The following is a 24,620-nucleotide window of genomic DNA, read 5'->3' as shown; positions in this document are numbered from 1 at the left end:
ATGTCATGACGGTGTTGGGCATCGCGCTCCTCGGGGTGCTGGGCGTCACCCTGTCGATCCGGCCCGCCTGGTTGCCCGTGGTCCTCGGGGTGGCTGCCGGACTCCCCGCCTCCGCCGGCGTCGCCTTCGGCGAGAACGGCGTGCCGTTGTTCTCCGTCGCCGCGGCCGGTGCCGTCGTCGCCCTGGTGGGCTCCCGACGGCTCGGCACCGCACACTGGACCGCCAACGCGTTCGCCGTCCTCATCGCCTGGTCCGCCGTCATCACCGCCCTCGGGCCGTGGTTGTTCGCCGGCATCCGGGTGCTCGTCCCACGCGGGGGCGTCGACGAGCAGGTCCTGGACCCGGGCACGCTGCAGTACTCGGTCAGCACGGTGGCCCAGTTCGGGTACCTCGCGCTCTCGGCCTGCGCCACGCTCCACCTCGTCCGGGTGCGCGGCGCGGTGACCGCCGCGGCCGTCGCGCTCGTCGTCGGCACGGTGCTCAGCTCGATCCGCGGCGTCATGGTCGCCGTCGGTGCGGACGTCCTCGCACCGCTCGTCGACACGATGCCGAACATCCAGTACTCCGAGACCGATCCGGGAGACCGCCTGCGGGGTGTGCTGAGCGAGCCGAGCGAACTCGCGACGTTCTCACTCGCCGCAGCTGCGTTCGCGGTGGTCGCCGCGATGCGGGCGAACGGCCGGCGACGGCTCCTCTGGGCGGTCGTGTGCGCGCTCGCGTGCTCGAACCTGCTGCAGGCATCATCCGGGACCGCCGTGGTCGCGTCGGCCGTGTTCATCGCCTTCGGCCTCGTCGTCCTGGCCGTGCGGTACGTCGCCCGCGGCGGTACCGGGACGCCCTGGCTCGTCATCGGACTGCTCGTCGCCGGGATCGTCGCGCTCACCGCCGGCGACAGGCTGCTCGCGCCCGTCCAGGAGATCGTCGCCGACAAGGTCGGCAGCACCTCGTACAACGCCCGGACCGGCGCGGACACCTTCAGCTGGGGCGTCGTCGCGGACACCCTCGGCCTCGGCACCGGCCTCGGCGGCAACCGACCGTCGTCCTTCGCGCTCGCCCTGCTCTCCACCCTCGGCATCCCGGGGACCGTCGCGTTCACGGCGCTCGCCGTCGGGATCGTCGTCGCCGCGGTGCGGACGCCGAGGACGGTCCCGGCCGGGGTCGCGCTCGTCGCCCTGCTCGTCGCGAAGGTCGTCGGCACGCCGGACTTCTCCACCCCGATCCTCTGGGTGCTCATCGCCGCGTGTGCCGTCCCGGCCTGGACGCGCGACCAACGGCCCGCTCCCGACACGGGTCGTCTCCGCCCAGGACCAGGACCAGGACCAGGACCAGGGCCCGGCGCCGAACATCGACCACCTCCGACGCCCACCTCGCCCATCCCCATCCGGACAGGAGCCCGACCGTGACCGCCATCCTCATCGTCTGCGAGGGGAACGTCTGCCGCTCGCCCTACGTCGAACGAGTGCTCCAGGCCCGCCTCGACGCCGTCGCCCCCGGGCGCTTCCACGTGTCGAGCGCCGGGACCGCCGCGACGGCAGGGACACCCGCGTTCCCCCGCTCCGCCGAGGCCGCCCAACGCCACGGTGCCGATCTCGAGGGCTTCGCATCGACCCCGCTGACCGCCGGGCTGCTCGCCGGTACGGACCTCGTGCTGACCATGGAGCGCGCGCACCGGGCCGCCGTCCTCGACCTCGCTCCCTCGTTGCTCCGTCGGACCTTCACGCTCCGCGAGTTCGGACGGCTCGTCCGGCCCCTGCTCGAGCAGGACGACGTCACCGAGGACTTCTGGGAGACCTTCCCCCGTCTCGTCGCCCGTTCCCGGCTCGCGACGACCCCGGCCACCCCCGAGGACGACGACGTCGACGACCCTGTGCGCGGGGACTCGATCGACCACGACCGCATGTGCGCGACCACCGACGCGGCGATGGACGCCGTCGTCGCCTGTGCGTCCCGAGCGGCGGAAGGAGCGGGCCGTGCGCGGACTGCTGGTGCATGAGTGGATCGAGGCCGTCGGCGGCGCCGAACGCGTCCTCGACGCGATCGCGGACGAGTACCCGGACGCCGACCTGTTCGGCCTGTGGAACGACGCCCCCGGACGGTACCCCGGCCGTCGGGTGATCGAGAGCGCCCTCGCGAGGACCCCGCTCCGCGGGCGGAAGGCCCTCACCGTCCCGTTGCTGCCGGCCCTGTGGTCCGCAGGCCTGCGGGACCTCGGCCCGTACGACTGGGCGATCGTCAGCTCCCACCTCTTCGCGCACCAGGCACGGGTGCCCGGCGTCGACCCCGAGCGGCAGTTCACCTACGTGCACACACCCGCCCGGTACCTGTGGAACCCGGAGCTCGATGCGCGTGGCAGCTCGCTCGCCGCACGCGTCGCCGGGCCGGTCCTGCGGTCGGTCGATCGTCGCCGGGCGGCCGGCCTGCACCACGTCGCGGCGAACAGCCGGTTCGTGCAGCGCCGCATCCAGGACAGCTGGGGCGTCGACGCCGTCGTGGTCCACCCGCCGGTCGGGGTCGAGCGGCTCGCCGCCCACGACGACTGGGCGGACGCCCTGGACGACCGCGAGCGGACGCTGCTCGAGTCCCTGCCGGGCGGGTTCGTGCTCGGGGCGTCCCGCTTCGTGCCGTACAAGCGACTCGACGTGGTGGTCGACGCGGGTCGGGCTGCCGGTCGCCCGGTGGTCCTGGCCGGTGACGGCCCGGACCTCGAACGGCTCCGGGCGCACGCGGACGCGTCCGGGGCGGACGTCCGGATCGTCGTGCGTCCCTCGGACGCCCTGCTGGCCGCGCTGTTGCAGCGGGCGGCGGTCTACGTGTTCCCACCGGTGGAGGACTTCGGCATCATGCCGGTCGAGGCGATGGCACTCGGCACCCCGGTCGTCGTGAACGCGGTGGGCGGTGCCGGTGACTCGGTCCAGGCCGGGCGCAGCGGCGTCGTCGTCGAGGACTTCCGCGACTGCACCCTGCGCGCGGCCGTCGACGCCGCGGTCGGCCTCGACCCGGACGCCTGTCGGGCGCGCGCGCAGGACTTCTCCACGGCGCGCTTCCGCCGCGAGGTCCGTGCGTGGACCGGCATCGAGAGCGCCGTCCGCGTCTGACGGGAGGCCCGGCGCGGCTCCGTCGGTCGGGTCCGGTCGACGTCGTGCGAGCGACCAGGGCCGCCGCGCGCGTCAGCGCGCGGCGGCGAGCAGGACGTCCTCGATCATGCCGACCACGTGGGGGAGCGCGTACCGCGCGACGGACCGGCGGCCGTTGTCGGCGAGCCGGGCACGGGCCTCCCGGTCGGCCATCAGCCGCGTCATGGCGGCGGCGAGCGAACCGACGTCGCCGGGGGGCACGAGCACGCCGTCCTCGCCGTCCGTGACGACCTCTGCCGGTCCGCCGGCGTCCGCGGCGACCACCGGACGGCCGAGCGCCATCGCCTCGACGACCACCTGCCCGAACGGTTCCGGACGGGTGCTGGCGTGGACGACGAGGTCGCACGCGGCGATCTCGGCGACCACGTCGTCACGGTGCCCGCGGAAGTCGACGACCTCGGCGACACCGAGCGCGTCGGCGAGGTGGCGGAGCGCCGCTGCGAACTGCTCGTCGTCCCCGAAGTGCGCCGCTCCGACCAGCCGGAGCCGGGCCGCAGGGTCGAGTCCGGCCGTCCTGGCGGCCGCGAAGGCCCGGAGCGCGACGTCCTGTCCCTTCCACGGGGTGAGCCGCCCGACCATGCCGATGGTGGGCGTCGTGCCGGTCCTCGGCGGGACGACGTCCGGGACGACCGTCGGACAGCCGATCACGCTGGCCCGGCGAGCCGACCGGCCGAGGGAAGCGGCCGTGGTCTGCGAGTTCGCGATGACGGCGCGCGGCAGCGCGGCGAGGGCGGCGCGGAGCAGCAGGGCGTTCGCGCGGGACGACCCGGCCGTGCCGACGACGTCGTGGACGTGCGCGACGACGGGGATGCCGGCGATGCGGCCGGTGAGCCCGCCGTACACGTGGGCCTTCGCGGAGTGCGTCACGACGACGTCGACGCCGAGGCGGCGGAGAGCACGTGCGAGTTCGCGGGTCGAGCGCAGTGTCGCGGCGGTCTTCGCGACGACGCCGGACGTCGTGCCGACCGTGTGTTGCTGGACGGAGCGGTCCAGTTCGACGACCGCGCAGGGCACGCCGCGGTCGGCGAGGACGCCCTCGAGCGGCCCGTGCTCGCCCAGCACGACGACGGGCGTGGTCCGGGTGCAGGCGGCCGCGACCCGCGCGATCAGGAGCTCTGCCCCGGAGAGTGCTGCGCTGTGGCTGAGGAAGGCCGCACAGGGCCGCGTGTGGATTGTCACCTCGGTAGCATATCAAGTATTGTATAGAACGTGACATGTATACGTCACGCCCATGGGTGCGCCCGACGCGCCCGTCAACCTCGAGAACGGACACTGCCATGACGCCCCCCACGCCCCCGATCCGCCGCCTCCTCGTCACCGGCCTCGCCGTCGTCAGCGTGCTCGGTGCGCTCACCGCCTGCTCCGGCACCGGCGACGACGCGACGAGCAAGGCGACCACGAAGCCGAGCGCGAGCGCCAGCTCCACCGCGAAGGCACACAGCGACGTCTTCAGCAACCCGCCGGCCGACATCGACAAGACGAAGGCCTCCTGCACGGACGGCAAGGCGGTCATCGACCAGGCGAACAAGGACGTCACGCTCGGCGACTGCGCCTCGGTGCAGGTCACCGCCGGCAACGCGGTCATCCACCTCGGCAACGTCGAGGAGCTCGTCGTGACCGGTTCGATCAACGACATCTCGGCGAAGACCGTCGGCTCGGTGAAGGTCACCACCGACGGCAACCGCGTCACCTCGGACAACAAGCCGAAGGTCGACGACGACGGCAAGGGGAACTTCTTCGTGACCCGCTGATCCCTTCCCCCGCAGCGCAGAAGCCGCCGGCCCTCGGGCCGGCGGCTTCTTCGCGTCTGCCGGGGGTCCTGGCTCGGACCTTCCAGCTGGGGTCTCCGCCTGAGATCCCCTGACCGGCGTCGCCGTCGCCCGGGTTGCCCTGGCTCGGAGCACGCAACGAGGACGGGCGCCCCTCCTGGTGTGGAGGGGCGCCCGTGGTGGTGCTGGTGCGGTGTTACTGGGTGATGGTGATGGTGCGGACGTCGTCCGCGCCGATCAGGTTCCCCTTGGTGATCTGCTTGGTGTACAGGGCGTAGTCCATCGGGACCAGGGTGCGCTGGACGGTGATGGTCCAGTTGCCCTGCGCGTTGACGTTGGCCTCACCGAGCCGGCTGACGGTGCCGCCGAGGGTGACCTTGCCGCCGGGCTGGCCGGTGCCGGTGAACACGACCTGGTCGGCCGGGACGGTGCTGCCGTCGGTCGGGGACTCCACGACCATGTCGGCCGGGGTGCCGTAGTCCAGCGTCACGGTCTTCGGCGCCGAGGTGTCGCCCTTGACCGTCTGGGTGACGGTGAAGGTGCGCTCCCCGGCGACGGTCGCCGGGATCTGCACCGTGTACTTGCCGTCGACGGCCTTGACGCTCTTGATGACCGTCGTGCCTTCCTTCACGACCACGTCAGCGCCGTTCTGCGCCGCTCCGGAGATGAACGCCTCCTGCTCGACGTCCTCCGGGAACGTCCCGGCGGCGTTGAGCTCGGTGATCTGCTCGTCCTGGATGGTGACGGTGATGTTGCTGCGCTGGGTGAGACCGCCCTTGGTGGTCTGCAACGCGTGGAGCTCGTAGACGTTCGGGGTCAGCTGTCGGGTGACGTCGACCGTCCATGCGCCGTCGACGATCTTGGTGTCACCAATCGAGGACGTGTTGCCGCGCATGTCGAGCTTCGCGCCCGAGGCGCCGGTGCCGGTGAAGCGGATCGACCCGTTCGTGACGGTCGCGCCGTTGTCCGGGGTGAGGATCGCCGGGGCTGCGGGGGTGCCGTAGTCCAGGGTCCGGGTCAGCGGGTCGGAGACCTTCCCGTCAACGGTCTGGGTGACGGTGAACTCGTTGACACCGAAGTGCGCCTTCGACGGCGGGATCGTGATCGTGTAACGACCGCCCGTGGCGATGGCGGTGTCGATGACCTCGCCCTTGCTGTCGCGGACGGTGACCGTCGCGCCCGGCTCGGCCGTGCCCGACACCAGTGCCGGCAGGTTCTCATCCGTGGCGTTGAACGCCGCCGTCGCCGTCAGGTCCGCGATCGGTGCGGTCGGTGATGGTGATCGTGATGGGCTGCTGCGTGGTGAGGCCACCCTTGGTGGTCTGGATCGCGCGGAGGTCGTAGACATCGTTCTGCAGGTCCAGGGTCACGGGTGCGGTCCAGGTGCCGTCGGTGACGGTGCCGGTCGCGATCGCGCGGACGTTGCCGCGGACATCGATCCGGGCGCCGTCGTCGCCGGTGCCGGTGAAGGTCAGACCCTCCTTGGCGACGGTGTCACCGTTCTGGGGGCTGGCGATCTGGATCGGTGCGGGCGTGCCGTAATCCAGGGACACGTCTTCCTCGTCGGAGGTGACATCGTTCTTGGTCTGGGTGACGGTGAACTCGTTGACACCGAAGTGGGCGAGCGACGGCGGCACCGGGATGACGTACTTGCCGTCCACAGCCTCCGCCTCGCCGACGGGATTGCCGAGGCTGTCCTTCACGGTCACGGTCGCGCCGGTGGTGGCGTTGCCGAAGATCTCAGCCGGCTTGGTGACATCGGCCAGGAACCGACCGTCGGCGGTCAGCTGCGTCGTGAGCGGGTTCGTCGCGATCGTGAAGCGGACCTCGGTCTGCGACTCCTTGCCCTGCAGCGGCTTCTGGAACACGTCCAGGGCGTACGCGTTGTCGTTCAGGTCGAACGACGCCGGGACACTCCATGCGCCGTCCTGCACGGTGGTCGTGGCGACGAGGCGGCCGGACTTGCCGCGCACCTCGATCGTCGCTCCCTCGTCGCCGGTGCCGGAGAACATGGGGCGCTTCACATCGACGACGGAGTCGTTCGCCGGCGTGGTGACCACCAGCGGCGCCGGAGCGGGCGCTTCCGCCGACTCGATCGTGGTCCGCGTGCTGCTGGAGGCGTTGAAGGACCCCTGCACAGCGGTGCCCTCGAGCTTCGTGGTCATCGAGGACGTGCCCTCGGCAGCATCCACCGGGGTCACCACATCAATGTCCCAGCGCAGTAGCGACGCATCCGGGAGCGTCCACGTGCTGCTGGTCGGCTTGAACGTGTAGGTGTAGGTCTTGCCGTCCATCGACTGCTCCCCACCGGTGAGCGTCGCGGAACGGTTCGCCCAGTCCTCACCGGGCTTCTTGTAGGAGCCCTCGATGGTGTTCTGCCCCTCGGCGAACGTGGTGCCCTCGGGTGCTGTAAAGGTCACCTGTGCGTCCGGACGCGAGACGTCGCCCTTGGTCTCAAACTGTGCCTGCACCTTGGTGCGCTCACCACGCTCGAGCGTGGCGGCGGGGCCGTCCTGCCCGATGATCGCGGCGTCGTTGATCGTGACCGTGACCGGCTTCGAGTCAACCGTGTCGTTGCCGATCTTCTGCTCCACGAGCAGGCTGTTCGGGCCCGACTCCAGGCCGGTGACCTCGAGGCTCCAGTCGCCGTCCTCGTTCGCGGTCGCGCTCTGCTCACCGATGACGATCGTCGCACCCGGCGTCGCCGTGCCCTTGAGGACCGCGCTGCCGGCGGCGTGGTCGATCGAGTCGACTGCAGCCGTCAGCTCACGCTGCGCTACCTCGAGATTGGTGGTCGTCTTCCCCTCGGCACGGTAGTCACCCTTCGAGCTGTCACCGGCGTAGGTGAAGCCCATCTGCCCGGAGCCCGCAGCGGCATCAGCCGGAGTCGTGACGTTGAGCATGTACTGGTACTGCTCGCCGGCGACCATATTGCCGCCAGCGGTGTCCAGGTCGAAGGTGATCTTCGTGTTCCCGTCGGAACGGACACCGTTCTTCAGGTCCAGCCGGGTGTAGGGACGGAAGTCACCGCTCGTGCCGGAACGATAGCTGGCAGCGACCGTCGCCTGTCCGTCCGCGAACGTCGTGCCCGCCGGCGCAGTCAACGTGACCGAGCCCTTCATGTTCGTGCGGGTCTCGTTGTTCTGCACCAGGAACGGCACCTCCGTGCTTGCACCACGCGTCAACTCAACCGGACCCTGGTTGACACCGACAACGGTGCCACCCTCCACGATCGTCACCGTCACGGGCTTTTCGTCGACGTCAGCGTTGTTGAACCGCTGCTTCGCCGTCAACGTCTGGGTCCCAACCGAGAGCCCATCCACCGTCATCGACCACGTGCCGCCATTCGACACGTTCACGGTCTTCGAGCCGATCGTCACCGTCCCGTTCGGTGTCGCCGTCCCGCCGATCACCGCGGTTCGCGCGATGTTGTTCGTCTTCGTGAGGCTCGCGACCAGCGGCGACGTATCAAAACGCGGTCCACCCAGGTCGTAGCTCGTGCCGCTGATGCTTCCAAAAACGGCGCCTTCATAGGACTGCTGCGCGCCCGCATAGCCCTTCCAATCGCCGAAGTCCAGGTAGAGCGAGCCGCTTGTCGATACGCGCCAGTTGCTCTGACTGTCTCCACTGCAGTAGCGGGCCTCCGCACTTACCAGGGTGAAGGACCCGAAGCCGTGCGCACCGAGACACTTCCCCTCGACGCTGATGACGCCACGCTGACCGGGGTCAGGCATGCTGACGGGCGTCGCCGCAGCCGAGGCCGAGCTGTAGCTGCTGTGGTTGGTGACCTTGAATCGACTTTCGCCCCATTGTTCCGGCTGGATCGTGTAAGCGCGATACGAGCTGCCGACCTTGAATACGAGCGGAGAGGTCATCGAACTCGTCGAAATTGGATCGGCAGCGGCGCTGGCGGCGGGCAAGCCGAACGACAACCCTGACACGATCGTGGCGGCGGCCAGCCCGGCCGCGCCCATGGACTTGAAGGCCGTCGAGGCCCTCTTCTTGTGAGACATGTGCATCTTTCAGGACAAGCCGCGCGACGGCGGCTGTGCGGGAGGGAAGCACGCGGGCGACAACGAACGTCGCAGCATGTGTATTCAGAATATCACGTGAGATACATAGGTTCACGCACTGCCTGTCGCTGGGAGTTGAGTGGGATCGACGCAACTTCGACCCTCCTGGGTTGACGTCGCCGTGGTCCCGAGTAGAGTTGAGTCCATCGGACGCAAGTCCAACGACTTACCTCGAGCAAGAAGGAGCACCACACATGGGACGTGCAGTAGGCATCGACCTCGGAACCACCAACTCGGTCGTCAGCGTTCTCGAGGGCGGCGAGCCCACCGTCATCGCCAACGCCGAGGGCCTCCGGACCACCCCGTCGATCGTCGCGTTCACGAAGGACGGCGAGGTGCTGGTCGGCGAGACCGCGAAGCGCCAGGCCGTGACCAACGTCGACCGCACCATCGCGTCGGTCAAGCGCCACATCGGTACTGACTGGACCGTCGAGATCGACGGCAAGAAGTACACGCCGCAGGAGATCTCGGCCCGTACCCTCGGCAAGCTCAAGCGCGACGCCGAGCAGTACCTCGGTGAAGACGTCACCGACGCGGTCATCACCGTCCCGGCGTACTTCAACGACGCCGAGCGCCAGGCCACGAAGGACGCCGGTGAGATCGCCGGCCTCAACGTCCTGCGCATCATCAACGAGCCGACCGCGGCCGCGCTGGCCTACGGCCTCGACAAGGGCAAGGAAGACGAGCTCATCCTGGTCTTCGACCTCGGTGGCGGCACCTTCGACGTCTCCCTGCTCGAGGTGGGCAAGGACGACGACTTCTCGACGATCCAGGTCCGTGCGACCTCCGGCGACAACCGCCTCGGCGGCGATGACTGGGACCAGCGCATCGTCGACCACCTGATCAAGAAGTTCAAGGACGAGCACGGCGTCGACCTGTCCACGGACAAGATCGCCAAGCAGCGCCTGAAGGAAGCGGCAGAGCAGGCCAAGAAGGAGCTCTCGTCGCAGATGTCGGCGAACATCCAGCTCCCGTACCTGACGCTCACCGCCGACGGCCCGCTGAACCTCGACGAGACCATCTCGCGCGCCCAGTTCGAGCAGATGACCTCCGACCTGCTCGACCGCACGAAGAAGCCGTTCAACGACGTCATCAAGGAAGCCGGTGTCTCGGTCAACGACATCGCGCACGTCGTGCTCGTCGGTGGCTCGACCCGCATGCCCGCCGTGGCCGAGGTCGTCAAGTCGCTGACCGGCGGCAAGTCGCCGAACCAGGGCGTCAACCCGGACGAGGTCGTCGCCGTCGGCGCCGCGCTGCAGGCCGGCGTGCTGAAGGGCGAGCGCAAGGACGTCCTGCTCATCGACGTCACGCCGCTGTCGCTCGGCATCGAGACCAAGGGCGGCCTGATGACGAAGCTCATCGACCGCAACACCGCGATCCCGACCAAGCGGAGCGAGACCTTCACGACCGCTGACGACAACCAGCCGTCGGTCGCGATCCAGGTCTTCCAGGGCGAGCGCGAGTTCACCCGCGACAACAAGCCGCTCGGCACCTTCGAGCTCACCGGCATCGCGCCGGCTCCCCGTGGCGTGCCGCAGGTCGAGGTCACGTTCGACATCGACGCCAACGGCATCGTGCACGTGTCCGCGAAGGACAAGGGCACCGGCAAGGAGCAGTCGATGGTCATCTCCGGCGGCTCGTCGCTGCCGAAGGAGGACATCGAGCGCATGGTCCGCGAGGCCGAGGAGCACGCCGCCGAGGACAAGGCCCGTCGCGAGGCCAACGAGCGTCGCAACCAGGCCGAGCAGCTCGTCTACTCGATCGAGAAGCTCATCAAGGAGAACGACGAGAAGCTCCCCGCGGACGTCAAGTCCGAGGTCCAGGCCGACGTCGACGCGCTGAAGTCGGCCCTCGCCGGCGAGGACGACGACGCCGTGAAGACCGCCTTCGACAAGCTCAACGAGTCGCAGGGCAAGCTCGGCCAGGCGATCTACTCGCAGCAGGACGCGGGTGCCGCGGCCGGTGGCGAGCAGCCCGCCGGTGACCAGACCGCGCAGGACGACGAGGACATCGTCGACGCCGAGGTCGTGGACGACGAGGACGACAAGAAGTGACGGACCCCAACACCGATCCCACCCAGGACCCGAAGGACGGCGTCGAGAACAACGACGAGCCGCAGGTCGAGGGCGACGCCACGAACGCCGCGGAGCCGGAGGACCTCATCGAGGCCGAGGGTCCCGACGTCGAGGTGCCGACCGACCTGAGCCCCGAGGACGAAGCACTGCTCGCCGACGCCGCCCGCGGCATCGCCGAGGACAAGCTGAGCACCGAGGACCGCGACCTGGTCGCCGAGATGCGTGCGGACATGCTCCGCGCGCAGGCCGAGTTGGTGAACTTCCGGAAGCGCGTCGAGCGTGACCGTGAGGCAAACCGCGAGGTCGCGATCGCGGAGGTCGTGCGGGCGCTGCTCCCGGCGCTCGACGACCTCACCCGGGCCGAGGCCCACGGCGACCTCACCGAGGGGCCGATGCAGGTCATCGGGCAGAAGATCCGCGGGGGCTTCGACAAGTTCAAGCTCGTGCAGATCGGCGAGAAGGGCGAGGCGTTCGACCCGAACATCCACGAGGCGATCGTCCAGCTCCCGACCCCGGGTGCCACCGGCCAGACCGTGGCGGACGTCGTCGAGCCGGGCTACAAGCTCGGTGAGCGCGTGCTCCGTGCGGCCAAGGTCGCGGTGGCGGTCCCGGCCTGAGCCGGAACGGAAGGTAGGTACCAGTGGCCAGTCAGGACTGGTTCGACAAGGACTTCTACAAGGTCCTCGGCGTGTCGAAGGACGCGTCGGAGGCCGAGCTGAAGAAGACCTACCGGAAGCTCGCCCGGCAGTTCCACCCGGACTCCAACCCCGGTGACGCAGCTGCCGAGAACCGCTTCAAGGAGATCAGCGAGGCCTACTCGGTGCTCTCCGACAAGGAGCAGCGCGCCGAGTACGACCAGGTCCGTGCCATGGGTTCGGGTGCCCGCTTCACCGCGGGTGGCCCGGGCCAGGGTGGGGGCTTCGAGGACGTCTTCGGCGGCATGTTCGGGCAGCAGGGCGGTGGCGGACAGCGTGTCCGCTTCGGCCAGGGCGGCGCGGGCGGCGGGAGCGGCTTCGAGGACATCCTCGGTGGCATGTTCGGCGGTGGCGGTGGCGGTGGCTTCGGTCAGCCGAGCGGCGGGTTCCGTGGCTTCGGCGGACCGACGAAGGGCCGCGACGTCACGGCGTCGACGACGCTCGACTTCGCGACCGCGATCGCCGGCGACACCGTCAAGCTGTCGCAGGGCAACGGTCGGCCCGTGAACGTCCGGATCCCCGCGGGGGTCGCGGACGGGCAGAAGATCCGGTTGCGTGGTCGCGGGGAACCCTCGCCCGACGGCGGCGAACCCGGTGACCTCGTGGTCCAGGTCTCGGTGCGCAAGCACCCGGTCTTCGAGCGTGACGGGCTCAACCTGCGGGTGGACGTCCCCGTGACGTTCACCGAGGCGGCGCTCGGCGCGACGATCGAGGTCCCGACGCTCGGCGGATCACCCGTGAAGCTCAAGGTCGCTCCCGGCACGCCGTCGGGTCGCGTCCTGCGCGTCAAGGGCCGCGGCGTCACGACGAAGAACGGCACGGGCGACCTGCTCGCGACCGTCCAGGTCGCGGTGCCCTCCCACCTGTCGGACAAGCAGCGCGAGGCCGTCGAGGCGCTCGCGGCCGCCCTGCCCGACGAGAACCCCCGCGAGGACCTCCTCGCCAAGGCGCGCGACTAGCGTCACGCGACCACAGCAGAAGACCCGGCCTGGAGGCACGGAGCGGCTCCGTCAGGAAGCCGCCCCGAGCCTCCAGGCCGGTCCCCACACCACGCGGACGACGGAAGGGAACGCGCCGTGACCGACATGGACGAGAACTCGCCCGTCTTCGCGATCGCGGTCGCGGCGGAGCTTGCCGAGATGCACCCGCAGACGCTGCGGCAGTACGACCGGCTCGGCTTGGTCGTGCCGGGGCGGACCCGCGGCGGTTCGCGCCGCTACTCCATGCGCGACGTCGTGCAGCTGCGTGAGATCGCGCGGCTCGGCTCCGAGGGGGTGTCGCTGGAGGGGATCCGGCGCGTGCTCGACCTGGAGAACGAGAACCGGGCACTGCGCGACCGGGTGCGTGAGCTCGAGTCCGCGCTGGCCGACCACCTCATCAACCGACCGGGCGCGCGGGTGTTCGCGGCCACGGCGACCGGTGCCGCGATCTCGCTCAAGGCGGGGTCCCGGCCGCAGCGGAACACGCAGATCGTCCTGTACCGCGGGCCGCGCTGACCGACAGCAGCGCCGTCGTCGGTACGCTGACGCGGTGCCAGACTTCGCCGACCTCTTCCGCCGCCGCGACGACTCCGCGCCGGACCTCATCGCGATCGACGGCACCGACCGGTTCCTCATCGACGAGGCGCCGCACGTGCACGGCGATGCGCTCCGGCAGCCCGGCGAGGTCGCGGTCGTCGACGACCGTCACGGCGTCCTGACGCTCGGGCTCATCACGCAGTACGGGGCGTCGGACATCCGGGTCGTGCAGGACTCCCTGGTGGGGGAGCGTGCGCTCGAGGCCAACGCCGGCACGTTCGGGCTGCGCGGGTTCCACCACCCGGCGACGCTCGAGGACGCCTTCCGCGACGTCCGGCTCGTGGTGCTCCGGTTGTCGAAGTCGCACGACCGGCTCGACGAGATCGCGCGGGCCGTCGCACGGTTCGCGGCTCCCGACGTCGTGCTGCTCTGCGGCGGCAACGTGAAGTACATGCACGTGTCGCAGAACGACGTGCTGCGGCGGTCGTTCGGCGAGGTCACGGCGTCGCGCGGGCGCGGGAAGTCGCGGCTGCTCATCGCGCAGGACCCGCTGCGCGCGCAGGCGAACCGCGCCGCGGTCACCGACCCCTGGCCGCGGTCCGTGCACGTGGACGACCTCGGCATGACGCTCGTCGCGCACGGCGGGGTGTTCGCGGGGACCTCGCTCGACCAGGGCACCCGGGTGCTGCTCGACGTGCTCGACGACGCGGTGCCCACAGCTCGCACCGTCGTCGACCTCGGGAGCGGCAACGGGGTGATCGCCGCGGCAGTCGCGCGTCGTCGACCGACGGTGCGGGTCGTCGCGACCGACGTCTCGCGGATCGCGGTGGACTCGACGCGGGCGACCGCCGAGGCGAACGGCGTCGCGGACCGGGTGACGGTGGTACGGACCGACGCCGGCGACGAGATCGCAGCGGGCTCGGCGCAGCTCGTGCTCTGCAACCCGCCGTTCCACGCGGACACCACGGTGACCACCGACGCGGCCGCAGCGATGTTCCGGAACGCGGCCACGATCCTCCAGACCGGCGGCGAACTGTGGTGCGTGTGGAACTCGCACCTGCGCTACCGGCCGGTGCTCGAGCGGCTCGTCGGGCCGACGAGGCAGGTCGTCCGGACGCCGAAGTTCACGGTCACGGCGTCGGTCGCGAGCTCCACGTGATCGACCCCGATACCGGCTCCGGCATATCACGCAGATAATACTTGTGGGTCGGTGAACGGTCCTGCACAGTCGTCTCTCGCACGTCAGAGAGGACTCCCATGAACCGATCACCACGCCGCACCGCGAGGGCCGTCGCCCTCGTGCCGGCGCTCGCCCTCGGCGCGCTCGTCGCCGGGGTGGGTGTCGTGGCCGAGCCCGGCCCGGCGCACGCCGTCGAGCCGTTCCCGATCCGCGACCCCTTCGCCGACCTGCCGGTCGGCACCGCGATGCCCGCGGGCTGGACCCGCATCGCGACGGACGACGCCCAGGCCGCCGTCGTCGACCACGGCGCCGCGGGCAAGTGGCTGCGGATGACCGACAACGCGAAGTACTCCCGCTCGGCCGTGTACAACGAGGTGCCGTACGACTCGAGCCACGGTCTGACGGTCGAGTTCGACCAGCGGATGTACAGCCCGACCGACACCGGGTACGCCGACGGCATCGGGTTCTTCCTGCAGGACGCCGCGGTGCCGCTCGAGTCGATCGGCCCGGTCGGCGGCGGGCTCGGGTACTACGACGGTCGTGCCGCGTGCTCGGCCGGGCTCGACGGCGGGGTCGTCGGGGTCGGGTTCGACCGCTTCGGCAACTTCGCGGTGCCGGAGTCCGTCCCGAACGCCGTGACGGTCCGGGGTGCAGAGGCCCAGTGCTACCCGGTGCTCGCGACGACCGGTGACCGAGGACTCGGGTTCCTCGAGGACCGCGGAGCCGACGCCGCCACGGCGACCTACCGCCACGTGCAGGTCGACGTCGTGCCGCGGGACGCCGGGGGCATCACCGCGATCGTCTCGATGTCCGACGCCACGGCGGTCGGCTCGGAGCCGGCCGAGCTGCGGCACGTCATCTCGACCGACCTGCCGGCGACGGCGCTGCCGGACCGGATGCGCTTCGGGTTCAGCGCCTCGACCGGCGGACGGTCGGAGTTCCACGAGCTCCGGAACGTGCGGGCCACGCAGCCGACGGACGTGGTGACGACGGCGTCTGTGGACACCGACGGACCGGTCGCGGCCGGGAGCGACGTGACGTTCCGCGTGCGCTCGGTCAACGACGGGCCGGCGACGATCGGCGGCCCGCCGGACGCCGTCGCCCGGACCGTCGCGCTGACGGACGACCTGCCGCTGACCGAGGTCAGCTGGACGTGCGAGGCCAGCGGTGGCGCGACGTGCGGCGACGACCGGGGGAGCGGTGCGGTCGGGACCGACTGGACGGCTCCGCCGGGTGGCGAGATCACCCTGGTCGGTCGCGGCACCGTGCCGGCGACGACCCGGAGCGGTACCTACACGACCACCGCGGAGACCGTCACGGACTTCACGGCGGACCGCTTCGACGAGGGACTGTCCGCCGTCGCGCGGGACGGCTCGGTGAGCGACGTCGACCTGACGAACGACACCGACACGATCGGGTTCGACGTCCTGCTGCCCGAGGCCGTCGCGTCCGACGACACGGCGTCCGGCGCGCAGGGCGAACCGGTGGTCGTGGACGTGGTCGGGAACGACGCGCTCGACGGCAGCGGCGCCGACCTCGGGTCGCTGCGGCTGACCGCGGACGGGATCGACGGGGCCGAGCTCTCCGCGGACGGCAAGCAGCTGCGGGTCCCCGGCGAGGGCACCTACGTGGCCGACGACCAGGGGCGCATCACCTTCACACCGGAGGACGGGTTCAGCGGGGTGGCGAAGCCGGTCCGGTACGAGGTCACCTCGGACGCCGGGCAGGTGGCGTCGGCGACGATCCGCGTGGAGGTCGAACCGACCCCGGACCCGGACCCGGACCCGACGCCGGGGCCTGGTCCGACGCCCGACCCGACGCCGGGTCCGACGGAGGAACCCACGCCGGGACCGTCCGAGACGCCGGGCGTCGGTCTCGGCGAACCCGGTGATCCAGGTCGATCTCCGGGGGCCGCGTCCGCGTCCGGTGGACCACGCGCCGGTGGGTCCGCCGGCAGCGGCACGTCCCGGCTGGCCTGGACCGGGTCCGATGGCGTCGTGGCCGTTGCCCTCATCGGAGGCGGACTCGCGGCGTCCGGCGCCGTGCTGCTGGTCGTCCGTCGACGTCGGCGAGACGTCGGCACGGAGGTCTGACCGGCCTGGGCCGCACGGCGCGGACGCGCGCCGTGCGGCTCAGCTCGTGCGGCGACCGAACCGTTCGACGACGTCGGCGATGTGCGCGTCGAAGAGCACGTTCTGCGCGTGCATCGCCTCGGTGGCGAGCGCCGCGTCACCGGCGTCGATCGCCTGGTCGAGCAACGCGAAGACGTCGTCGATGTCCCACTGCCGGAGCGGCGGCGCCTCGTCGAACACGAACGCCAGCCGACTGATCGCCAGGCGGAGGTTCCCCGCGATCCACGGGTTCGGGGTGTGCGCCCCGAGTACCCGCGAGAGGTCGACCATCGTGAGCGTGTACGCGTAGTCGCGGATCCGCGCCTGGCGTCGGGCTGCGGCGGTCACCGCGTGCAGCTCGGCTCGACCCTGGTCGGAGAGCACCGGGACCGCCCACCGGGCGCACATCTCGGCGAGCGTCGAGGCGAGTTGGAGTGAGTCGATCCAGTGCTGCACGTCCGGCCGGGTGACACGGATCCCCTCGGGGTCGTCCGCCCGCGTGTCCACGAGGCCCATGAGTTCGAGCCGCCGGAACAGCGGCATGAGGGTCCGCACCGGCTGCCGCAGGCGTGCGGCGATCTCTCGAGCGCGGTAGGTGTGCTCGCGCCGGAGCGTGCCGTCGCGCACCATGGCGAGCAGATCCCACCACAGGTCGTCCGGGCGCCACGTGGCCCAGAACGGCGCGTCCTCGGCCGATGACGTCTCGGCCACGAGGGCGTCGGGGAATCGGTCGAAGCGTCCGGCCGACCCGCGCAGGTGCGCGTCCCACAACCGAGCGAGGACGTGCGCAGCGCGCTCGGTCGAAGCAGGAACGCGGTAGCGGACAGCTTGTTGCGACGTCGCGACCCAAGCTTCGACGTCGGTCGTTTCGAAGCGCACCGACGGTTCCAACCCGAAGCGCACGCGCTCCATCGCCCGGGACGTCAGGCGTGCGAGGACCCGGTTCGGGGTGCGCTCGATCCAGAACTGCAGGGAGGCCCAGAAGGCCGGGTCCAGGTCGGGCGTGCGGAGGGCGGCGGCTCGACGCAGAGCCTCGGCGACGGCGGTGTGCGCCGCGACGTCCGTCTCGGTGAGTACCGGCAGCGCAGATCGCATCACGCCTTCCACCAACCCGACCAGGAGCCAGCCGTTGTCGACCCAGGCAGGGACGGACAGTGAGCCGAATCGGACCGCCGCGTCGGCGACGAACTCCACGAGTCCGATGTCGGCCAGGCGTTCGAGTGCGCCGTGCAACACGGCGGGGTCGACGTCGAACCGTCCGGACAGGGCGAGCTCGTCGTGGTCGGTGTCGCGCTCGAGCGAGCCGTCTCGGATCGCGCCGAGCACGGTGCGGTAGGCGGCACCGAACTCCGGTGTCCAGCCGTCGTCGCGCGCACGACTCACCGTCATCTCCACCCCTCTGGTTGTGAGCGTATCCGCCCGGAACGGGCGGAGCCGCCCGGGGGTCCCGGGCGGCTCCGTGCGTGGTGGTCCGGACCGATCAGGCCGGCACGTAGTCGAACGTGTCGGGGTCCGGGCCGGTGCGGTGGCCCTTGTCGAGGCCGGTGATGTCCGTCATGTCCTCGTCGGAGAGCTCGAAGTCGAAGATCGCGAAGTTCTCCTCGACGCGGGCGCGGGTGACCGACTTCGGGAAGACGATGTCGCCGCGCTGGATGTGCCAGCGGAGGACGACCTGCGCCGGGGACTTGCCGACGGCGCCGGCGATGCGCGTGATGGTCTCGTCGTCGAGCACGAGGCCCTGCGCGATCGGCGACCAGGCCTCGGTCGCGATGCCGAGCTCGGTGTCCACGGCACGGAGCTCGTCCTGCGTCAGGTACGGGTGCACCTCGATCTGGTTGACGGCCGGCGGCACGTCGGTCTCGGCGCGCAGGCGGTGCAGGTGGTGCGCCTGGAAGTTGCTCACGCCGATCGAGCGGGAGGTGCCGGCGTGGTAGAGCTCCTCGAGGGCCTTCCAGGTCGGCACGAAGTCCGAGACGGTGGGCAGCGGCCAGTGGATGAGGAACAGGTCGGTGTAGCCGCCGAGCAGCTCCGCCGACTTCTTGCCGTTCTCCAGCGCGGCCTCGGGCGCGTGGAAGCCGTTGTTGAGCTTCGAGGTGACGAAGATCTCCGAGCGGTCGATGCCGGACTCGGCGATCGCCTCGCCGACCTCCTTCTCGTTGCCGTACATCTCGGCGGTGTCGATGTGGCGGTAGCCGACCTCGAGTGCGGCGAGGGTCGCGGCCTTCGTCTCGGAGGGGTCGATCTGGAAGACGCCGAAGCCGAGCTGCGGGATGGTCTTGCCGTCGTTCAGGGTGATGTTCGGAACGGTCATGGTGTCATGCAACCAAACGGCGGTCAGCGGTTGTTCCAGGAACGTCCAGGTGCGGCGCGTCGGTCAGTCGAGCGCCGCGCGGATGTACGCCTGCAGCGCCTGCCCGTACGCGACCGCGGGGTCCTCCGACGCGAAGCTCCGGTCGACGCCGCCGATCGTCGCGGTCACGGTGTGCACGACGCGGTCGCCGAGCTGCACCCGGGTGAGCCCGACGAAGGACGGGCCGAGCAGCTCGCGCAGTTGGTCCTCGCGCGGGAGCCAGAGCGACTCGTCCGCGGTGACGGAGTCGAGCGCCCACTCGGTCGTGCCGTTGAAGCCGAGGATGGTGCCCGTCGGGGAGTCGTGCCGCTCGACGGTCATCTCGGACACCGTGTAGACGTCGCCGTCGGCCTCGGGCTTGTCGATGACGAACCGGTCCCCGGTGTCGGGGTGCCAGCGCAGGCCGGCGTCTCGGAGGGCTCGGGCGAGGTCGACGGTGATCACCTCCCCACCCTGCCGCACGACACCGACCGTGTCACCACGGAGGTCGCTGGTGGCTCGGGCGTACTAGCATCGCCGAGCACCCTCCGCGCGAGCGCAACCCGCCCGCGCGCGCGACGCGACGACGCCCGGGCAACCGGTGCCGCGCCTCCTGGCCGCCCGAACGGCCGCGGGGCGGGCCGCCGGCCGGCGTCCCGACCGAGGTGGACGGACATCCCGTGCACCCAGAGAAGGACCCGCATGACCCTCGAACGCGAGGAACTCCGCGACGACTGGACCGTGACGATCGCGGGGGACACCGTGCCCGCCGGCGCGCCGGCCGGCATCGCGGACCGCACCATCCCGGCGACGGTGCCGGGGCAGGTGCACACCGACCTGGAGCGCGAGGGGCTGCTGCCCGACCCCACGTTCCACCTGAACGAGCAGCCCGCGAAGTGGGTGGGCCGCGCCGACTGGGCGTACCGCCGCACGGTCGACGTCGACCCGCGCGGGTACGAGCGCGTCGACCTGGTCTGCGACGGGCTCGACACGGTGGCCGAGCTCAGCCTGGACGGCGTCGTCGTGGGCACCACCCGCAACATGCACCGCCGCTACCGGTTCGACGCCCGCGTGCAGAGCGGGTCGGGCGACGCGACCGCGAAGGACCTCGAGATCCTGTTCGAGTCGCCCTACCGCGAGGCCGGCCGGGTCGCCGCGAAGGCCGGCAGCATGCCGGGCCCGTACGACGAGCCGTTCCCGTACGTCCGCAAGTCGGCGTCGAACTTCGGCTGGGACTGGGGCCTCACAGCGGTGACCAGCGGGCCGTGGCGGCCGGTCGCGATCGAGCGGTGGTCCACCGCCCGGCTGCGCGAGGTGCGGCCGCTCGTCGACGTCGAGGCCGGCGAGGGTGTGCTCGACACGCACATCACGGTCGAGCGGTCCGGACCGTCCGTGTTCGGCGAGAGCACCGCCGACCTCGACCAGGACGGCGAGGACGACGACCTCGTGCTCGTCGTGACGGTCAGCGGCGAGACCGAGGAGGGCACCACCACCCGGCAGCGCTCCCGCGCCCAGCTCACCCCGAAGGACGACGAGACCGTCGTGACGGTGCGGGTGCCCGATGCGCGGCGCTGGTGGCCGCGCGGGTACGGCGACCCGTCGCTGTACGACGTCGTCGTCGAGCTGCAGACCGTCGACGGCGAGGTGCTCGACCGCGACACGTTCCGCACCGGGTTCCGGTCGACGCGCATCGAGACCCAGGTCGACCGCATCGGCCGCCCGTTCGCCGTGCACGTCAACGGGACCCTCGTCGACGTGCGGGGCGTGAACTGGATCCCGGACGACGTGATCATCTCGCGCGTCGACCGGTCGCGGCTCGAGTCCCGGTTGACCGCGGCGGCGTCGCTCGGCACGAACCTGGTGCGTGTCTGGGGCGGCGGGGTCTACGAGTCCCGGGACTTCTACGAGGTCTGCGACGAGCTCGGGCTACTCGTCTGGCAGGACTTCCCCTTCGCCTGCGCCGCCTACCCCGAGGTCGAGCCGATCCGCAGCGAGGTCATCGCCGAGGCCCGGGACAACGTCGCCCGGCTGTCGCGGCACCCCTCGCTCGTGGTGTGGAACGGCAACAACGAGAACATCTGGCTGCACGACGTCGGGGACTGGGAGTCCTCGCTCGACGGGCGCGGCTGGGGCCTCGACTACTACCTCGACCTGTTGCCGACGATCGTCGACGCGGTCGACCCGTCGCGCTTCTACACGGTGGCCTCGCCGTGGTCCGGCTCGGAGTCGCTCCCCGCGAACGACGTCGACCACGAGACGCACCACTCGTGGGACGCCTGGAACCGGCTGCCCGACACGGCGTACCGCGAGTCGGTGCCGCGCTTCGTGTCCGAGTTCGGCTGGCAGGCGCCGCCGGCCTGGCGGACCCTGCGCGACGCCGTGGCCGACGAGCCGATGCGCGTCGACTCACCCGGCGTCGTGCACCACCAGAAGGCCGAGGGCGGCATGGCGAAGCTCGCCAGCGGCATCGCACCGCGGTTCGGTGCGGTCGACCCAGCGCACTTCGACGCCTGGCACTACCTGACCCAGCTGCAGCAGACCCGGGCGATCGCGACCGGCGTCGAGCACTGGCGGACGCACTGGCCCCGCAACACGGGTGTCGTGGTGTGGCAGCTGAACGACCTGTGGCCGGTGTCCTCGTGGTCGGCGATCGACTCGGCGGGGCGGCTGAAGCCGCTCGCGCACGAGCTGCGACGGCTGTACGACGACGTCCTGCTGACGATCCGTCCGGTGTCCCGCGTGTCCGTCGCCACCGCCGGGTCGCCGTCCGCGTCGGGGGCGCGCCCGCCCGCGTCCGTCGCCCAGGACGAGGACCGGACAGGAGGCCCGGACCACCCGGCGCCGTCGGCTCCGGTCGACGAGACGGGCGAGCTGGCTGACACGCTCTCGCTCGGCGTCTCGCCCGGCGCGTTCGGGTCGTCGCCCGTCGAGATCGCCGTCCGCTCCGCCCGGGGCGGGCTGGAGAGCGTCGTCCGGGTGCGCCGGGTCACGACGGCGGGGGCGATCCTCGCCGAGGTTGAGCTGCCGGTCCGCCTGCCGTCGGCCGGCGTCGCGGTGGTGGCGCTGCCCGAGTCGGTCGGGGTGGTCGACGACCCCGCGAACGAGCTCGTCGTCGCGGACATGGACTGGCGCCGAGCGGTGTGGACGTCGGCACCCGACGCCGACCTGCGGTGGGAGCCGGCGCGCTACCGGACGTCGTTCACCGCCGTGGACGGCGGCCTGGACCTGACCGTCGAGGCCGACTCGCTCGTGCGGGACCTGCTCGTGCAGCCGGACCGGGTCGCCGGTGCCGGGACGGTGGACCGGGGGTTCATGACCCTGCTGCCGGGGGAGCGCGTCGTGTTCCGCCTGACCGGTGTCTCGGAAGCAGACGTCCCGGCCCTCCGTGCGGCCCCGGTCCTGTGGAGCCTCGACCAGGTGCTGTCCGCTCGGTGATATCCAGAACGACACGGTGATACATTGGATGGTGCGCCGCTCGCCGTCGTGACCCGACCGACCCGGCGTCCGGTCGACCTCCCCGGTCGGCCGGTCGACAGGAGGTCCCACCATGTCCCTCGCGATGCGTCCACCCACCGCTGCCGTCCCGGTCGCGCCCGCGCCGGCCGGCACCGATCCGGTCGGCGCCGGCCCGATCGGCCGCGACCTGATCGGTACCGACCCGACCGACACCGGTCTGACGGGCACCGAGCGCTCCCGTCCGGCGCGACCGCGGCCGCGGGTGCACGCGACGCCGCACGCGCACCGTCCGGTCGCCCCCGCGGGCGCCCGCCACGGGTACGTGCCGGCCGTCGCCCTGCTCGACCTCGGGCTGCTGCTCGCCGCGTTCGCGGTGGCGCACGTCGCCCGGTTCCCCTGGGAGCTCACGGCGGTCCGGCCCCGGTCCGGCTGGCTCGAGTTCGCCGTCGCACCGGCCATCGTGGTCGTCTGGATGGTCCTGCTGTCGGTGTTCCGCACCCGTGACCCGCGCATCGCGGGCATCGGCGGCGACGAGTACCGCCGGCTCGTCACCGCGAGCCTGGTGGCCGTCGCCGGGGTGGCGGTGGTGGCGTACGCGGCACAGCTCGACCTCGCCCGTGGCTACGTCGCGATCGCGTTCCCGCTCGGGCTCGCGTTCCTGGTGCTCGGCCGGAAGGCCGTCCGGACCGTGCTCGCGCGCTCCCGTTCCCGGGGCGAGCGCCTGCAGGACGTCCTGCTCGTCGGCGACGCCGAGGACGTCCGCTACGTCGGTTCCCGCATCGCCGCGACGCCGAGCGCCGGCTACCGCGTCCGGGCCGTCGTCACCGACTGCGAGGCCGCGGGTGCCGAGATCGACCTCGGGGCCGCGCGCGCCCGGGTCGTCGGTGGCATCGAGGACGTGCTCCCGCTCGCGCAGGAGCAGGGCGTCTCGGCGGTCGTCGTGGCGGGTGCGGTGCGGGGTGGGCACGCCCGCCTGCGCCGCCTGGGCTGGCAGCTCGAGGAGCACGGGGTCGAGCTCGTCGTGTCCTCGCCCCTCGCCGACATCGCGGCCGGACGCGTGCACGAGCGCCCCGTCGACGGCCTGCCGCTCATGCACATCGAGACCCCGGACTACCGGCGTCGGGCGGGCAAGCGTCTGCTCGACGTCGTCGGGGCCGGTGTCGGACTGCTCCTGCTGGCGCCCCTGCTCGGGGTCGTCGCCCTCGCCGTGCGCCTCGACGACGGCGGGCCGGTCTTCTTCCGCCAGGTGCGCGTCGGCCGGGGTGGGGCGGCCTTCTCGATCCTGAAGTTCCGCACGATGTGCGTCGACGCCGAGGCCCGGATGGCCGCGCTGCAGTCCGAGAACGAGGGTGCCGGGCCGCTCTTCAAGATGAAGGACGACCCCCGGGTGACCCGCGTCGGTGCGTTCCTGCGGCGGACCTCGCTCGACGAACTGCCCCAGCTCTGGAACGTGCTGACCGGCTCGATGAGCCTGGTCGGGCCGCGGCCGGCGCTCCCGCGCGAGGTCGCCCTGTACGAGGACTTCGCGGACCGCCGTCTGCTCGTCACCCCGGGAATCACCGGACTCTGGCAGGTGAGCGGTCGGTCCGACCTGGACTGGGCCGAGGGCGTCCGCCTCGACCTGCACTACGTCGAGAACTGGTCGTTCCTGCACGACCTGGTGATCCTCGCGCGGACGATCCCGTCGGTGCTCCGCTCGCACGGGGCCTACTGAGCGGTCGCCCGCGGCTGCCGCGGGCGCGCGGCTTCCCTGTGCGAACGGTGTCCGTTCCGGCTCGGCCTGGGCATCCCGGGGAGCGCGCGTTACGATGGGAGGACGACGGACTTCCGCTGCACGTGTCGACGATGACGCGCGAGACGGCGATCAGGTCCAGAACCAAGGAGTCAACATGTGGCAAGGTCTCACCGGCATTCACCTGCTGGTCATCCTCGGGATCGTCATCCTGCTCTTCGGTGCGACGAAGCTCCCGGCGCTCGCCAAGGGCCTCGGTCAGTCGATCAACATCTTCAAGAAGGAGATGGAGACCGATGACAAGCGGACCAAGGGCACCGATGCCGGCGTCCAGAACACGGTCGCCGACCCCGCCGCTCCCGTCGCCCAGCCGGTCGTGAACCCGGCGCCGACGGTGCAGCCCACCCCGGAGTCGCGTAACTCCTCCCAGATCTAGGACACCCAGCCCCGTCCTGTCGGCAGCCCCCGTGACCCTCCGGTCGCGGGGGCTTCGGCGTGTCCGGGGTCGCGTACGGCGGGTCCGGGCCCCCGAGGGAACCGTTCTCGCCC

At 71.3% G+C, this 24,620-nt stretch carries 19 protein-coding genes; 13 read left to right on the top strand and 6 right to left on the bottom strand.

Going from position 1 to position 24,620, the window contains the following annotated elements; translation table 11 throughout:
• The first annotated feature begins 5 nt into the window (after window positions 1–5).
• From BIU94_RS17560 to BIU94_RS00160, 3 genes are read left to right on the top strand one after another with little or no spacing between them, the layout of a single operon-like run.
• On the top strand, window positions 6–1,403 hold the full coding sequence (locus BIU94_RS17560) for a hypothetical protein (protein ID WP_071253014.1): 1,398 nt from the start codon (window positions 6–8) through the stop codon (window positions 1,401–1,403).
• Entirely contained in the window at window positions 1,400–1,993 is a 594-nt protein-coding gene (locus tag BIU94_RS17185; RefSeq protein ID WP_071253012.1) for a hypothetical protein, read from the top strand. Before BIU94_RS17560 ends, BIU94_RS17185 begins: the two co-directional genes overlap by 4 nt.
• Window positions 1,971–3,095: a glycosyltransferase gene (locus tag BIU94_RS00160; protein WP_071253185.1), complete on the top strand. Its 1,125-nt coding sequence runs from the start codon at window positions 1,971–1,973 to the stop codon at window positions 3,093–3,095. Before BIU94_RS17185 ends, BIU94_RS00160 begins: the two co-directional genes overlap by 23 nt.
• A 72-nt stretch (window positions 3,096–3,167) precedes the next feature.
• On the opposite strand, the gene BIU94_RS00155 is transcribed toward BIU94_RS00160, so the two are convergent.
• Window positions 3,168–4,313 (bottom strand): glycosyltransferase family 4 protein, encoded by a 1,146-nt coding sequence (locus tag BIU94_RS00155; protein ID WP_071253010.1) that lies wholly within the window; start codon window positions 4,311–4,313, stop codon window positions 3,168–3,170.
• Between the two features lie 98 nt (window positions 4,314–4,411).
• On the opposite strand from BIU94_RS00155, the gene BIU94_RS00150 reads away from it, so the two are divergent.
• Window positions 4,412–4,885: a DUF3060 domain-containing protein gene (locus tag BIU94_RS00150; RefSeq protein WP_071253008.1), complete on the top strand. Its 474-nt coding sequence runs from the start codon at window positions 4,412–4,414 to the stop codon at window positions 4,883–4,885.
• 214 nt (window positions 4,886–5,099) lie between these two features.
• On the opposite strand, the gene BIU94_RS00145 is transcribed toward BIU94_RS00150, so the two are convergent.
• Window positions 5,100–6,215, bottom strand: coding sequence for an Ig-like domain-containing protein (locus BIU94_RS00145; RefSeq protein WP_175472175.1), 1,116 nt, complete (start codon window positions 6,213–6,215; stop codon window positions 5,100–5,102).
• Window positions 6,121–8,916, bottom strand: coding sequence for an Ig-like domain-containing protein (locus BIU94_RS17555; RefSeq protein WP_175472174.1), 2,796 nt, complete (start codon window positions 8,914–8,916; stop codon window positions 6,121–6,123). The genes BIU94_RS00145 and BIU94_RS17555 overlap by 95 nt, the downstream gene beginning before the upstream one ends.
• 254 nt (window positions 8,917–9,170) lie before the next feature.
• Here BIU94_RS17555 and dnaK point away from each other — a divergent pair, with 254 nt between their 5' ends.
• The 6 genes from dnaK (at window position 9,171) to BIU94_RS00110 (ending at window position 16,536) form a co-directional block, all read left to right on the top strand.
• Entirely contained in the window at window positions 9,171–11,030 is a 1,860-nt protein-coding gene (gene dnaK / locus BIU94_RS00135; RefSeq protein WP_071253002.1) for a molecular chaperone DnaK, read from the top strand.
• Complete coding sequence (locus tag BIU94_RS00130; protein ID WP_254782819.1) at window positions 11,027–11,668, top strand: nucleotide exchange factor GrpE; 642 nt, start codon at window positions 11,027–11,029, stop codon at window positions 11,666–11,668. The genes dnaK and BIU94_RS00130 overlap by 4 nt, the downstream gene beginning before the upstream one ends.
• Window positions 11,669–11,691: 23 nt before the next feature.
• Window positions 11,692–12,705 carry a DnaJ C-terminal domain-containing protein gene (locus tag BIU94_RS00125; RefSeq protein ID WP_071253000.1) on the top strand — a complete coding sequence of 338 codons (1,014 nt, stop codon included), beginning with the start codon at window positions 11,692–11,694 and terminating at the stop codon, window positions 12,703–12,705.
• 126 nt (window positions 12,706–12,831) lie between these two features.
• Complete coding sequence (locus BIU94_RS00120; protein WP_071253183.1) at window positions 12,832–13,242, top strand: heat shock protein transcriptional repressor HspR; 411 nt, start codon at window positions 12,832–12,834, stop codon at window positions 13,240–13,242.
• 34 nt (window positions 13,243–13,276) lie between these two features.
• Window positions 13,277–14,422 carry a class I SAM-dependent methyltransferase gene (locus BIU94_RS00115; protein ID WP_071252998.1) on the top strand — a complete coding sequence of 382 codons (1,146 nt, stop codon included), beginning with the start codon at window positions 13,277–13,279 and terminating at the stop codon, window positions 14,420–14,422.
• A 98-nt stretch (window positions 14,423–14,520) separates the two neighbouring features.
• Entirely contained in the window at window positions 14,521–16,536 is a 2,016-nt protein-coding gene (locus BIU94_RS00110; RefSeq protein ID WP_071290550.1) for an LPXTG cell wall anchor domain-containing protein, read from the top strand.
• 39 nt (window positions 16,537–16,575) lie between these two features.
• Here BIU94_RS00110 and BIU94_RS00105 read toward each other — a convergent pair whose 3' ends face one another.
• The 3 genes from BIU94_RS00105 to BIU94_RS00095 all read right to left on the bottom strand — a co-directional run bounded on the left by BIU94_RS00105 (window position 16,576) and on the right by BIU94_RS00095 (window position 19,348).
• Complete coding sequence (locus BIU94_RS00105; protein ID WP_139195839.1) at window positions 16,576–17,943, bottom strand: GntR family transcriptional regulator; 1,368 nt, start codon at window positions 17,941–17,943, stop codon at window positions 16,576–16,578.
• Window positions 17,944–18,034: 91 nt separating this feature from the next.
• Window positions 18,035–18,865: an aldo/keto reductase gene (locus tag BIU94_RS00100; RefSeq protein ID WP_071252992.1), complete on the bottom strand. Its 831-nt coding sequence runs from the start codon at window positions 18,863–18,865 to the stop codon at window positions 18,035–18,037.
• A 63-nt stretch (window positions 18,866–18,928) separates the two neighbouring features.
• Window positions 18,929–19,348: a pilus assembly protein CpaE gene (locus BIU94_RS00095; protein WP_071253182.1), complete on the bottom strand. Its 420-nt coding sequence runs from the start codon at window positions 19,346–19,348 to the stop codon at window positions 18,929–18,931.
• Window positions 19,349–19,585: 237 nt separating this feature from the next.
• Between BIU94_RS00095 and BIU94_RS00090 the strand changes: the two genes are divergently transcribed.
• The 3 genes from BIU94_RS00090 (at window position 19,586) to tatA (ending at window position 24,507) form a co-directional block, all read left to right on the top strand.
• Complete coding sequence (locus tag BIU94_RS00090; RefSeq protein WP_071252991.1) at window positions 19,586–22,318, top strand: glycoside hydrolase family 2 protein; 2,733 nt, start codon at window positions 19,586–19,588, stop codon at window positions 22,316–22,318.
• A gap of 124 nt (window positions 22,319–22,442) precedes the next feature.
• Complete coding sequence (locus tag BIU94_RS00085) at window positions 22,443–24,053, top strand: sugar transferase (RefSeq protein WP_175472173.1); 1,611 nt, start codon at window positions 22,443–22,445, stop codon at window positions 24,051–24,053.
• A gap of 175 nt (window positions 24,054–24,228) precedes the next feature.
• A complete protein-coding gene (gene tatA, locus BIU94_RS00080; protein WP_071252989.1) occupies window positions 24,229–24,507 on the top strand; it encodes a twin-arginine translocase TatA/TatE family subunit in 279 nt (92 codons plus the stop codon).
• Window positions 24,508–24,620: the final 113 nt, after the last annotated feature.

The organism is Curtobacterium sp. MMLR14_006, from assembly GCF_001864985.1.
GTDB lineage: Bacteria > Actinomycetota > Actinomycetes > Actinomycetales > Microbacteriaceae > Curtobacterium.
This window is presented reverse-complemented; position numbering and strand designations above follow the sequence as displayed.

Excerpts from the sequence above, each read along its gene's own strand:
- BIU94_RS17560 (WP_071253014.1), top strand. The coding sequence starts at position 6 with ATGACGGTGTTGGGCATCGCGCTCCTCGGGGTGCTGGGCGTCACCCTG.
- BIU94_RS00150 (WP_071253008.1), top strand. The coding sequence starts at position 4,412 with ATGACGCCCCCCACGCCCCCGATCCGCCGCCTCCTCGTCACCGGCCTC.
- BIU94_RS17555 (WP_175472174.1), bottom strand. The coding sequence starts at position 8,916 with ATGTCTCACAAGAAGAGGGCCTCGACGGCCTTCAAGTCCATGGGCGCG.
- dnaK (WP_071253002.1), top strand. The coding sequence starts at position 9,171 with ATGGGACGTGCAGTAGGCATCGACCTCGGAACCACCAACTCGGTCGTC.
- BIU94_RS00120 (WP_071253183.1), top strand. The coding sequence starts at position 12,832 with ATGGACGAGAACTCGCCCGTCTTCGCGATCGCGGTCGCGGCGGAGCTT.
- BIU94_RS00110 (WP_071290550.1), top strand. The coding sequence starts at position 14,521 with ATGAACCGATCACCACGCCGCACCGCGAGGGCCGTCGCCCTCGTGCCG.
- BIU94_RS00105 (WP_139195839.1), bottom strand. The coding sequence starts at position 17,943 with ATGACGGTGAGTCGTGCGCGCGACGACGGCTGGACACCGGAGTTCGGT.
- BIU94_RS00100 (WP_071252992.1), bottom strand. The coding sequence starts at position 18,865 with ATGACCGTTCCGAACATCACCCTGAACGACGGCAAGACCATCCCGCAG.
- BIU94_RS00090 (WP_071252991.1), top strand. The coding sequence starts at position 19,586 with ATGACCCTCGAACGCGAGGAACTCCGCGACGACTGGACCGTGACGATC.
- BIU94_RS00085 (WP_175472173.1), top strand. The coding sequence starts at position 22,443 with ATGCGTCCACCCACCGCTGCCGTCCCGGTCGCGCCCGCGCCGGCCGGC.
- tatA (WP_071252989.1), top strand. The coding sequence starts at position 24,229 with ATGTGGCAAGGTCTCACCGGCATTCACCTGCTGGTCATCCTCGGGATC.